8 protein-coding genes are annotated in these 12,773 nt (G+C 46.5%); 6 read left to right on the top strand and 2 right to left on the bottom strand.

All coding sequences use genetic code 11. The features are described from left to right. Positions 1-50: 50 nt before the first annotated feature. Positions 51-1,253, bottom strand: a complete 1,203-nt coding sequence (locus H6F56_RS06510; RefSeq protein ID WP_190666054.1) for an argininosuccinate synthase — start codon at positions 1,251-1,253, stop codon at positions 51-53. A 71-nt stretch (positions 1,254-1,324) separates the two neighbouring features. Here H6F56_RS06510 and H6F56_RS06505 point away from each other — a divergent pair, with 71 nt between their 5' ends. The 6 genes from H6F56_RS06505 to H6F56_RS06480 all read left to right on the top strand — a co-directional run bounded on the left by H6F56_RS06505 (position 1,325) and on the right by H6F56_RS06480 (position 11,929). After that, complete coding sequence (locus H6F56_RS06505) at positions 1,325-1,528, top strand: hypothetical protein (protein ID WP_190666053.1); 204 nt, start codon at positions 1,325-1,327, stop codon at positions 1,526-1,528. A gap of 863 nt (positions 1,529-2,391) precedes the next feature. Beyond that, positions 2,392-7,773, top strand: a complete 5,382-nt coding sequence (locus tag H6F56_RS06500) for a PAS domain S-box protein (RefSeq protein WP_190666052.1) — start codon at positions 2,392-2,394, stop codon at positions 7,771-7,773. Positions 7,774-8,132: 359 nt separating this feature from the next. Continuing rightward, positions 8,133-8,807 carry a glycoside hydrolase family 108 protein gene (locus tag H6F56_RS06495; protein WP_190666051.1) on the top strand — a complete coding sequence of 225 codons (675 nt, stop codon included), beginning with the start codon at positions 8,133-8,135 and terminating at the stop codon, positions 8,805-8,807. A gap of 161 nt (positions 8,808-8,968) precedes the next feature. Then, positions 8,969-9,523 carry a GUN4 domain-containing protein gene (locus H6F56_RS06490; RefSeq protein ID WP_190666050.1) on the top strand — a complete coding sequence of 185 codons (555 nt, stop codon included), beginning with the start codon at positions 8,969-8,971 and terminating at the stop codon, positions 9,521-9,523. Between the two features lie 44 nt (positions 9,524-9,567). Then, positions 9,568-10,779 carry a DUF4336 domain-containing protein gene (locus H6F56_RS06485; RefSeq protein WP_190666049.1) on the top strand — a complete coding sequence of 404 codons (1,212 nt, stop codon included), beginning with the start codon at positions 9,568-9,570 and terminating at the stop codon, positions 10,777-10,779. Between the two features lie 223 nt (positions 10,780-11,002). Continuing rightward, positions 11,003-11,929 carry a tetratricopeptide repeat protein gene (locus H6F56_RS06480; protein ID WP_190666048.1) on the top strand — a complete coding sequence of 309 codons (927 nt, stop codon included), beginning with the start codon at positions 11,003-11,005 and terminating at the stop codon, positions 11,927-11,929. A gap of 337 nt (positions 11,930-12,266) precedes the next feature. Here the strand turns inward: H6F56_RS06480 and H6F56_RS06475 are convergent, their stop codons facing one another. Further along, positions 12,267-12,536 (bottom strand): hypothetical protein, encoded by a 270-nt coding sequence (locus H6F56_RS06475; protein WP_190666047.1) that lies wholly within the window; start codon positions 12,534-12,536, stop codon positions 12,267-12,269. Positions 12,537-12,773 lie beyond the last annotated feature (237 nt).

Below are 12,773 nucleotides of genomic sequence, written 5' to 3'. Positions count from 1 at the left end.
AATGCCGCAACCCTCTACTCTCCCCTCTCCCACTCTTTCCTCCCTAGCCTCTAGCCTCTTGTTTTCTGTGACCAAACGCGAGTCGGCAGCCCCCAGACATAAATAAAGCCTTCGGCTGCTTTGTGGTCAAAGGTGTCGTCAGCCCCATAAGTCGCTAAATCAGGGCTGTAGAGAGACTTGTCAGACTGCCGGCCTACCATTGCGGCGTTGCCTTTAAACAACTTCACTCGCACCGTTCCAGACACTCGCTCTTGAGTCTTTTCAATAAAGGCATCCAAGGCAGCTTTCAGCGGACTGTACCACAGACCGTTGTAAATCATCTGGCCGTAGGTTTCTTCGATACCGCGCTTGTAGTGACTGACATCTGCAGTTAAAGTCAGGCTTTCCAAATCGCGGTGTGCTTGAATTAACACTGAAAGAGCGGGCACTTCGTAGATTTCCCGCGACTTGATTCCCACAAGTCGGTTTTCTACCATATCGATGCGGCCAACTCCGTGATTGCCGGCCAACTCGTTCAGCTGAGAAATTAGGTCTACCGACGACAGATTTTGACCGTTGAGACTGGTGGGAATGCCTCGTTCAAAGCCGATTTCAACATACTCAGGTTCGTTGGGAGTATCTGCGATCGCTTTGGTCATCAGGTAGATTTCTTCCAGCGCTTCCGTCCACGGATCTTCCAACGGGCCGGCTTCAATGCTGCGACCCAACAGATTTCGGTCAATACTGTAGGGGGAAGATTTTTTCACCGGCGTGGGAATGCCATAACGCTCTCCATAGGCGATGGTTTCCTCACGACTCATCCCCCATTCCCGTGCCGGTGCCAGGACTTTTAAGTGAGGATTGAGCGCCGCTATGGAGACATCAAAGCGGACTTGGTCGTTGCCCTTGCCGGTGCAACCATGCGCGACCGCATCAGCACCGTATTGTTCAGCCGCCTCGACTAATAGCTTAGCGATCAGCGGACGAGCTAGAGACGTTGAGAGCGGATAGCGATTTTCGTAAAGAGCATTCGCCTGAAGGGCTGGAAATGCGTATTCCTTCACAAAGCTTTCCGTCGCGTCTACCACAAGAGATTCTGCTGCACCCGATTTCAGCGCTTTTTCTTTAATCGGGCCGAGTTCTTCTCCCTGCCCCAGATCGGCAGCGAGGGTAATCACTTCCTCAACACCCCACTCGTGCTTTAGGTAGGGAATACAGACGGAGGTATCGACTCCGCCCGAATATGCCAGCACAACTTTTTTAGCGCGACCCATTGATATTCGATTTCCTAAAACAACCAACTTTTAATTATCAACCCATTTCTTCCAGATCGTGTCAGGCACTCATGAGAAACGCCGGCAATTCTGGCTGCACAGAAACGGCAGCACGAGGGCACCACGCCCTTGCTGTTATGGGTGAAGGGGTAAAAATCCTAAATTTATCTCCTCAAGCGTTCGCTTACCGCCGGCATGCTGCCGGTGAAGACACTCAATGTTGGCTACCCGTGATAGGTCAAGACAAGTTATTTAACAGTTACAAACTTTGCTAATATCGTTTTATTTATGACTTTTTGCTGTGAACGATAAAATCCTAGTTAACTTAACTTTTACGTGAAAACTAGGAAGCAAACTCTTTAGTTCTTTGTTATTTGTGTGAGACAAGCGGCTCAAAAATCTCCGTACAATTAACCCTGGAATCTAGAAAATGCCGGTTTCAACAATTCAGTTATTTTGATTTTTCCTAAAAAACTTTAATTATCTGAATTTTAGTAGGGAATCTACCTATAAGATTCTCTGGAAATATTTGGTAGTATTGTAACAGTTTAATCAGTATTTTAATGTTGGAGCTAAGAACGAAGCGGCGCTTGATGTGTGCTTAAGGCACCGGATAATAGCCAAAAGAGTTGCCGGCCCAAATAACTCAGAGCTTTGGCGAGGGGGTAATTTTGGTGGCGCACGAAGCTTTGGCGCAAGCCCTATCACTCAATGTCACTCCTTTTTTTTCCAGGAGAAGGCAAACAGATACTTTGCTTAAAAATGGTGAAAGATTGAGAGCGGACAAGGCGAGAAGTGAGCAAGTACGTCGTTACAATTCTTAAACAATTGAACAGCTCGGTTTTTAGCGCAAAGCGGTCAATCTTTAAGTTCCGTATCCATGACCGGAGAAAGAAAAATAAAAAAAAAAAAGAGTTTCTCGAAGGCAGTGTTTTGGCAATTGAGTTGCTGAAACAGGGGTGAGTCCAACCGAAGCCCTCACAGGCAAATTATCATAACAATTAGGATGCAGATGCGAATGCTTCACCTGAAGAGGATGCCCTGTAGCATTGAAATCGGAGATCACTCACCGGCAGAGGAGATATCCGAGAGCGCGACATCAAAGTTGGTTAAGCCGTTTAAACCAAGAGGCTGAGCAATGAGCCGCATTTTACTCTTGCTACACGATCAGGAAAACCGGCAATGGCTAGCGGCTCAGCTAGCTAAACAATACCATGTCACGATCCCTGATGAAGAGACGAATGAGCCGATAGCAGATGTCCTAGCACGCGCGCGTTTCGATCTTTGCCTTGTGGACGCACCGGCTTTTCAACAATACCGGCATCAGCTAGAAGTCAGAAAAGCATCTGAAGAACCTGTATTTTTGCCCGTTGTCCTTGTGGGAGATCGCCGGCATTTACACAGCGTAGCGATCCCGTCCTGGCAGAGTAGTGTTGATGAAGTGCTGAGTACACCCACGCTGCCGGTGGAACTGAACTTGCGGGTGGACAGCCTGTTGCGAACCCGACGCCTCTCCTTAGAAATGCAACAGCGCAAAATCAAAGAAATGTTAGAAGCAACCTCTTTGATGGGGCACAGCGAAGAAAGCTTTCGCTTGTTAATTGAAGGACTTACAGACTACGCCATTTTCATGCTGGACACCAATGGACAAGTGACTAGCTGGAACATCGGTGCTCAAAGTATTATGGGCTACCGCGCTGAAGAAATTCTGGGGGCACATTTCTCCTGCTTTTACACCCGCGAAGATATTAGCTGCAACAAGCCGGCACAAGAGTTGCAAATGGTACTTACCGCCGATCAGTGTGAAGATGAAGGCGTTCGCGTGCGTCAGGATGGCTCGCAATTTTGGGCGAATATGACAATTACTGCTTTGCGAGATGCCTACAAAGAACACTCAAATGGCGAAAAGCAGGAGTTAGTTGGTTTTGCAGTGATTATTCACGATCTGAGCGAACGAAAAAAGATTGACGAAGAACTCTGTCAAGCCAACCGCTCCCTAAGACTTCTTTGTGATTGCAACCAGGCACTTGTGCGAGCTTCAGAAGAATCTGAATTACTGCACGATATTTGTAGAATTATCGTAGAAATTGGCAAATACCGTGTTTGCTGGGTTGACTTGAGCGAGCCGGACAACCCTGATCGCCTGCAGACCATTGCGCGATCAGGTGTGGAGCTTAAAAAATTAAGGGGAGAAAATGAACCCGCTCAATTTTCAATTTTCACCGACACTAACACCGGGCAAAACTTTCTGAGCGGTTTTCATCATTACCCGATGTGTGAGCCAACAGAGGGGTGCGGTGGATTTTTCCTTGCTTTGCCCCTACTAGATGGAAACAGCAAAAAAGACAACGGAAAATTAGCAGCGGAAGCACCTTCTTTACAGAACGCTCTTTTTGGGGTTTTAACCATTTACATAGCCGAACCCGATACCTTTAAGCCCCAAGAAGTGCAGCTGCTGCAAGAATTAGCAAATGATATAGCTTATGGTGTAATGTCGCTGCGAACTCGTGTCGAACGCTCCAAAGCACAAGCCGCACTGCAAGAAAGCGAAGAACGTTATCGTCAGTTAGTCGAACTTTCTCCAGAAGCGATCATTGTCCAGAGCTACGGCAAGATCGACTTGATCAATAGTGCCGGTGTTAAACTGCTAGGTGCCACCCGTTCCGAACAGCTGATCGGTCAGCCGGCAGAAGATTTTGTACATCCTGATTGTCAGGAAATGTTCAGATCGAGAATTGAAACCGGCACAGCAGAAACCCAGGAAGTGCGCTTCACAGAACAAAAGCTGCGTCGGCTTGATAGCACAGAAGTGGATGTCGAGTCGGCAGCGACTTTTTTCAGCTACCAATCTGTGCCGGCAGTGTTGACAGTCGCCCGCGATTTGACTGAACGCAAGCAGATGGAAGAAGCGCTGCGACAGTCTGAAGAATTACACCGACTGACGCTTAGCAACATTTCCGAAGCCGTTTTAATTACCGACCATGTTGGGAATTTTACTTATATTTGCCCGAACATTCACCTCGTATTTAACCGATCACCTGAAGAGGTGCAAGCCTTAGGCAATATGGCCCAGTTATTAGGAGAAAACCTGTTTGATCATAACCAGTTAGAAATTTCTGGAGAAATTCAAAATATCGAGTGGCAAATTACAGAAAAAACAGGCAATCCCCGCACCTTACTTGTCAGCGTTAAACGCGTTGCAATTAATAATGGCACCGTACTTTACACTTGCCGGGATATTAGCGAAAGAGTTGAAGCCGAAGCAGCGCTTAAGCAAAGTGAAGAACTGCTGCGAACTGTGGTGGAAACCCTGCCGGTGGGAATTTGGTTTACTGATTGGCAAGGTAAAATTTTGTTAGTAAATCCAGCCGGCGAAAGAATTTGGGGCGGTGTTCGCTATCTCAACGCCGAAAGATACGCGGAATATAAAGGTTGGTGGGCAGACACCGGCAAACCCCTCAGCGCGGATGAGTGGGCCGGAGGGCGTGCGATTATCAAAGGCGAAACCTCAATTAATGATGTAATTGACATTCAGTGTTTTGATGGAAAGCGCAAAACCATTCTTAACTCAGCCGTCCCCCTGCGGAATGCCCAGCAAGAAGTTACGGGGGCAATTATCGTTAATCAAGATATCACCGAACTAAGGCAGGTGCAAGAAGCGCTGCGCGAATCAAATCGGCGAATCGTTAACATTCTCGAAAGTATTACCGATGCGTTTTTTGCCCTTGATCGTCAGTGGCATTTCACTTATATTAACCGCCAAGCCGAGCAACTTTTACAAAAGAAGCGCCAAGAACTTTTAGGTAAAAATATTTGGGATTTGTTTTCCCAGGCAGTCGGCTCAATATTCTTGGAAAAGTATCAGCAAGCCGTTTCCACCGGCATTGCTGTCAGCTTTGAAGGGTTTTATCAGCCACTCAATACTTGGTTTGAAGTTCACGCTTACCCAGGTGAAGATGGACTAGCCGTTTATTTTCAAGATGTTAGCGAACGCAAGCAGGCGCAGGAAGCGTTAATCGAAAGTGCTCACCAACTGCGTGCGGTATTTGAGGGCGCACTTGATGCAATGATTGTTGTCGATGACAACGGCCATTTTGTTGTCGTCAATCCAGCAGCTGGAGTGATTTTTGGTTTGTCGCCGGCAGAATTGATTGGTCGTCACATCATGGACTTCGTACCTGAAGCCGGTTTGGATTTTGAACAAGCTTGGCACATCTTCCGCAGCAAAGGGCGGATCACCGGCGAGTTTCGTCTGCAGCGTCCGGATAAAACCCTGGTGGAAATCGAGTATTCTGCAGTTGCTAACTTTTTGCCTAATCGCCATCTTTCAGTCATGCGCGACATCACCAATCGCAAACGCACAGAGAAGGAGTTGAAGCAATATCGCGAACAGTTGGAATTGCTAGTTGAAGCGCGTACCGGCGAACTCACAAAAGCCAATGAACAACTGCAACAGGAAATTCTCTCACGATCACGAGTTGAAGCAGCGCACAGGCAAAGTGAAGAGCAACTACGGACTCTAATTAATGCCATGCCCGACCTTGTTTGTTTTAAGGACGGAGAAGGACGCTGGTTAGAAGCTAATGATGCGATCCTGCAACTGTTTGAGCTAGAAGGATTGAATTATCGGGGTCAAACAGATTCCGATCTTGCAAATTTATCTAGTTTTTATCGCGATGCTTTCTTAGGGTGCGAGCGAACGGATGAAGCTGCCTGGAACAACGCAATGTTGACTCGTGCAGAAGAAGTCATTCCCCAGCCAAATGGAGCGATAAAAATTTACGATGTGGTTAAAGTGCCTCTGTTTGACGACTGCCACAACCGCAAAGGGTTGGTTCTGTTGGGGCGCGACATCACAGACCGCAAACACGCTGAGGAGGAACTCGTGCGCTTGGCATCAATTGTAGAGTCTTCAGATGATGCAATTGTAAGCAAGACATTGGATGGGATTGTTGTTAGCTGGAATGTCGGTGCTGAACAGATATATGGTTACTCGGCAGAGGAGATGAAAGGACGCTCTATGAATATCCTCGCTCCACCAGACCATCCTTTTGAGATGCGGCGAATTCTAGAACGAATTGAGCAGGGAGGGCGTCTTGAGCATTACGAAACGATGCGGATGCGGAAAGATGGTCAGCCCATTCATGTTTCTATGACAATTTCTCCGATTGTTGATGCTGTCGGCAGAATTATTGGGGTTTCTACAATCGCTCGTGATATCAGCGATCGCAAGCGGATAGAAGCAGCTTTAGAACGGTTGCGGCATCAAAATGAGTTAATTTTGAATTCGGCGGGGGAAGGAATTTGCGGGTTGGATGCCCGAGGCAAAACGACGTTTGTCAATCCGGCAGCTTCGAGAATGGTTGGCTACGAACTCAAAGAACTCCTCGGTCAGCCGATTCATATTTTGTTGCAAAAACCGTTAATTGTTTATCGGGCAGAGGGGAAACCGGCAACTGAGGAGATTCCTAACAGTCAGTTTTCCACTCCCCTAGCTTCCGAGTTGGGATCTGGGCCGGTTCGGACGGCGGAAGCTTTAGCGGTGCGCTCAGTGTCTGCCAATGGGGTGGGTGTTTACAAATGCCCTGCGCCAGCTTACCAGATGCCGGCAGATCGCACGCCAGAAGATTGTCCGATTTATGCTTCGCTTCAGGATGGTTCAGTTCACCATCTCACGAATGAGGTGTTTTGGCGTAAGGATGGGTCTTGTTTTCCAGTGGAGTACGTCAGCACGCCGATTCGAGAGCAAGGGGCGATTGTGGGGGCGGTTGTTACGTTTAAGGATATTACCGAACGCCTTGCGGTGGAACGGATGAAGGAGGAGTTTATTTCGGTGGTAAGCCACGAACTCCGAACACCCCTGACTTCTATGCGCGGGGCTTTGGGGTTACTGGCGGCAGGACTCCTCTCCCAAAGCCCGGAGAAGGCGCAGCGAATGCTGGATATTGCGGTGACGAATACTGACCGTTTGGTGCGCTTGATCAACGACATTCTCGATCTTGAGCGTATCCAGTCGAGCAAGATTGCGATGAATAAACAAATTTGCAATGCCGGCGATTTGATGTTGCAGGCGGCTGATACGATGCGGTCAATGGCTGAGAAAGCTGGGGTGGCGCTTTCTGTGGTGCCGGTTGACGCCGAACTCTGGGCTGACCCGGATCGCATTCTCCAGGCATTGACAAATCTCCTGAGTAATGCAATAAAATATTCTTCCTCCGGGACGATAGTTGGGTTGGCCGGCGAAGTGGGTTCTTCGTCTTTGGCAAATCATCGCGACGGACAGCTTTTAATTAGCGTTAAAGACCAAGGGCGGGGCATCCCAGCAGACAAACTGGAAACGATTTTTGAGCGCTTTCAGCAAGTAGATTCTTCTGACTCCCGCCAGAAGGGTGGCACCGGCTTGGGTTTGGCAATCTGCCGTAGTATCGTACACCAGCACGATGGCGATATCTGGGTTGAGAGTGCTTTGGGCGAGGGCAGCACGTTTTGCTTTACGCTGCCACTTGTGAGGCGGGACTAAGTTGCACCTGGGCCAAAGTTAGGGGAGTGGCGGTGGAGAATTCTTCTCTCCCCCTGCCTCTCTTTTTAATATGCGTCGTTTTTGGCAAAACTTTTCCTTTGTATTAATTTAGTTTAGCCTAATGCAATGAGCTTTGAAAGAGAGTAAACAATGTTTGTACATTGTACCTTTTTATTTTAAGACTTTGGCTGTTGGCTATTTTTGCCAAAGCGATCATTTCTTTGAAATTGACTGGATCAACAGAGGTTTGTTTTTTGGAGCCGGCATTCAGGAAATTTTGTTTTAGGGAACTTTTTTGATAGTGATTGCGCTTTACAAATTCTGCATTATCTTTTGCATTTTTTGGGGAAAGTTACTCAATGAATTTTAGAGAATGGGCTGGGCGAAAGAGTCAGCCGGTTCTAGCTTTGAATCTTGTTTTAGGGCTACTTACAAGTTCTTTGTCGGTTTCCCTGCTACCAACTTATAGTTGGGCGCAAGCTCAATCAGTGGCAGCTTTAGATTCGGCATCTTTTCAAGCAGCTTTACGTTTTACCCTTTACGTTGAGGGCGGGTACTCGAATCATTCAGCAGATTTAGGTGGCAAAACTTACCGGGGGATTTTGCAAACTGAATATGATGGATATCGAGCCGGCAAGGGGTTGCCGGCTCAAGATGTGCGGCGGATGGATAATTCTGAACTCTGGGAAATTTACTATAGTTACTGGCACGCTTCTCGGGCTGAGTCGATGTCTCCAATTTTGGGCGTGGCGATGTTTGATACGGCTGTAAATTTTGGTAGATCAGGAGCGGTGCGATTTCTTCAGCAGGCTTTGGCGGTGCCGATCACGGGCTCTTTTAATTCTGAGACGCTTGATGCTTTGCAAAGTCAAAATCAGGAAGAGATTGCTAAACGGATGATTGAGAATCGCATTCAGTACCGTTACAAGCGCGTGAGAGAAAGTCCTTCTCAGCAGGTTTTTTTGCAAGGTTGGCTGAATCGAGACTATTCTTTATGGAGTTATCTTCAGTGGTATCAACAACAAAGCCGATGATGATGTGGATAAGTTAGATCAGGGTAATCTGGATGTTGTAAATTTTTATGGAACACCGCAGATCAACGCAGATCAACGCATAGATCTGCGTTTGTTAGCCGTTAGGCATAGGGAGATAAACGCAGATGAGTTATCTACTTTGGTGAGAGGTTTAAGGCGATATGAGTTACTTTAAATCGGTTAATTTGGCTGTATTCGTCAGCGCAATTGTGGCGGTTTCTGCGGCGGCGCTGGTCGTGATGAATTCTCCAACCGGCAGGGTGGAGGCGGTGAACCCTTCTGTGAAAAGGTCAGAGGTTGGAGCGAATTACGGAAAACTTCAAGATTTACTGAAGGCTGGGAAATGGGAGAAGGCTAATTCAGAAACAACGAGGTTAATGCTTTGGGTTGCTTATCGAGGCAAGGAAGTTCCTGAAGTTTGGATTGACCCAGAAACGATGGCAAAGTTTCCTTGCACTGACTTACGCACAATTAATCAATTATGGGTTGAAAGTAGCAAAGGGCGTTTAGGTTTTTCTATGCAAAAGCGTATTTATGAAGAAGCTGGAAAAGATTGGTTAAAATTTAATGAACGCCTCGGTTGGTACAGCCCTAGTGGAGATTTAGACGGCGACAGTCTAGCTGAAAAACCCGAGGATGGAGGTTTGCCATTAATTACAAGGGAAATCGGCTGGCCTTCTTTGACGCAGCGGCTAGGGGAGTGTGAAATACAGTAAATTATCTTTAAATTGATGCCGGCTACTTTAGGGACGGGCAGGAAATGCAGGGACAACAAATTCATTCTCAGGATTTTTCATGGCCGTTCTGGCCGGCTCTGCCCATTTATCCTTACGGCAGACGGAAAACTATCTGCCAAGAAGTGGTAAAGGATACGGTTTGGACATTTGACCAGCTTCAGGGCATCTTTTATGTGGTCGTGCCGATTCGCATGACAGTGGTCAAACTTGATAGCGGCGGTCTACTGATCTATGCGCCGGTTGCGCCGACTCTTGAGTGCGTCCGACTGATGAAAGAGTTAGTAGAAAAACACGGTGATGTTAAGTACATTATCCTGCCCACGATCTCCGGTTTAGAACACAAAGTCTTTGTGGGACCCTTTGCTAGACGCTTTCCCAGTGCACAGGTATTTGTCGCGCCTTCTCAGTGGAGTTTCCCGCTGAATTTACCCCTAAGCTGGCTTGGCTTGCCGGCCAAACGCACTCAGGTACTTCCACAAGAGTGCAGCAAAACTCCCTTTGCCGGCCAGTTTGATTATGCGATTCTAGGGCCCGTGGAACTTGGTCTTGGACGATTTGCAGAAGTTGCTTTTTTTGATCACCGATCTCGGACGCTGTTGCTAGCAGACTCAGTGGTTTCCATCCCCAAAGATCCGCCAGTAATTGTCGAATTCGATCCTTATCCCTTGCTATTCCATGCCAAAGATTATGCCACTGATCAGGTAGAAAACACTCCTGAAAACCGCTGTAAAGGATGGCAGCGTATTTGCTTATTTGCGATGTACTTTCAACCAAGTGTGTTGGAAGTTCCCAAATGGGGCGAAATATTTCGCAACGCTTTTAAAGCGGCGGATCGTTCCAAAAAAGCTTATTTCGGGTTGTTTCCCTTTCAGTGGAACCCAGAATGGAAACAGTCATTTGATGCGCTACGAGGTGAGGGTCGTTTGTTTGTTGCACCCGTTCTTCAAGCACTCATTCTTAACCGATCTCCAAAGGAAACCTTGGAGTGGGCTGATCGGGTAGCTGGTTGGGATTTCCAGCGAATTATTCCCTGTCACTTTGACTCCCCCATTAAAGCAGATTCGCAGCAGTTTCGGCAAGCATTTTCTTTTCTCGAAAAACAGCCTTCTATTAGCACCGGCTGGTTTGGGACTAGGACTTATCCATTGCCCGAGATAGACTTTAAATTACTTAGAGAAATTGATACAAGTTTAAATAAGTATGGCATTGTGCCGGCACCGAAAGAAAAGATTTAGCGAAGCACTTGCATCAGTTACTTTTTCTATGGCTGTCTGTCGCATCATTGGCCTAGGTTTTGACCCGATTGACTCAGCAAGACATCAATCGAAAAGTATTTTTTAAAAAAATATGCTAATTAAAGCCTTGATGCTACCTCAACTTTTAACTAGCTCTAAATAAGTAAACAGTATAAATTATTAAATAAGCCAATTTCTGACAAGTTTGTGGAGATCGTTATTTATGCGCCGGCCTTTAAAGCACTTCAGTTTTTTTTCCTTAACTCTGCTTCTGTCACTCAGTTTGCCGGTTTTGCCCTTGACTTCCAACTGGAAACCGCTAACGGCACAAGCCCAAACTGCTCAAGATAGAGCCGGTGAGGCACAGCGACTCTACCAAAAAGGAGAGCAACTGTACCAGCAAGGTCAACTTAAAGAAGCTTTACAACCGCTACAGCTTGCTGTAGCCATTTATAGAGAAATTGGTGATCGTCCTAGGGAAGCCGTGACTCTGACCCGCCGAGGAAGAATTTACGATATTCTGGGCCAGTATAACCCAGCCCTAGAGGATTATCAGCAAGCTTTGGCGATTTACAAACAGATCGGCGAACGTCGAGGAGAAGCAATTGCTCTCGATTACATCGGTAGGATTTATGATCGCCAAGGAGATTCTCAAAAAGCGCTAGATTTTCAACAACAAGCTTTGGTAATTTTCAAAGAAACGGGAAATCGGCGTAGTGAAGCGATTGTTCTGGGAAATATCGGCAGAATTTATGACTATTCCAGCCAATTTGATCAAGCGCTGGACTACTATCAGCAATCTTTAGATATTTCCAAAGAAGTTGGCGAGCGTCAAGGAGAAGCAATTATTCTTGATTATATGGGAGTGATTTACAACAATCAAGGCCAGCATGAAAAGGCGTTGAAATCTCACCAACAATCTCTAGCACTTTTTAAAGACTTGGGCCTTCGCCGGAGTGAGGGAATTGTTTTAGCGAATATTGGCGCAGTCTATACCAATCAAGGTCAGCCTCAAAAAGCACTGGACTACTATCAGCAAGCATTAGCTATTTATCAAGAAGTTGGCGATCAAGAAGGGGTAGAAGCTACTCAACAGCAAATACAGCAAATACAACAAAACCGCTCAAACACTGAGTCATCCTCTCTTTGATTGACTGCCGGCAACGACAGCTACCCCTTTCGGAGTTTGCAACTTCTTCAAACTGCCTGAACTTGTTGTCGGCAGAAGCTTTCCAGCATTTTTTGGTAAAAATATGGCTTTAGGAAGAGTATCTGGGGGGGGTGACATGAAGGCTAAAAGGTAGATAAAATCAACTCTATAGCCCTTAAGCCTCGTAAATAATATTCCAGCTTATTGCGGTTTAATTGCATTAACTATTGAACAATTTCCCAGCAATTCTCCCTAAAGCTTACCCAATTATGGCTAGATAACCCGATATAAAAACTGCTAGGTCTTCGAGTGACTCGTCCGAACTCCTTAACTCTACCTATATATTTTTGTGCCCGCGCAGCTTAATTTCCTGTCCTTTAAATGTCGCCCAACTGTAAGCCAAACAGATGATTAAAATTAGAAAGCTTAATTGAACTCCCGCAACATTTGTCTTTTCTAACTGATAGCCTCCGCTTTTGAAGTCTCGAAACATTCCCTCTATATTGAAGCGTTTTTTATAGGCTTTTATGGCTGCTGATAGGTCGGGTAAACTCATTACGATAAACCACCCTTCTGCTGCGATTCTCCCTTTAGGTTTCTCTTCCATTTAGCGGCCATATTGAAGCCAGACACTTTGTGAGTCTTTGTCACTTGGCAATTGGGGAGAAACCTAGAAATTCTGGGGTTTAATCCCAGGCTTTTCAGGTCTTGCCAAATTCCATCTTCAGCTTGGCTTTGTTGCATAACTAGAGAAAGAGACAGAAGTTACCTTTTGAGAGCAGGAGACTAAGCTTCAACCTTGTAGCTATCGGGTTTAGCCACACGAATCATGCGATTGAGTACA

Origin of the sequence: Microcoleus sp. FACHB-672, assembly GCF_014695725.1 — a bacterium.
In the GTDB taxonomy this organism is placed as follows: Bacteria; Cyanobacteriota; Cyanobacteriia; order Cyanobacteriales; family Oscillatoriaceae; genus FACHB-68.
Note: the sequence above shows the minus strand (reverse complement) of the source record. Positions and strands in the feature narration are given on the sequence as shown.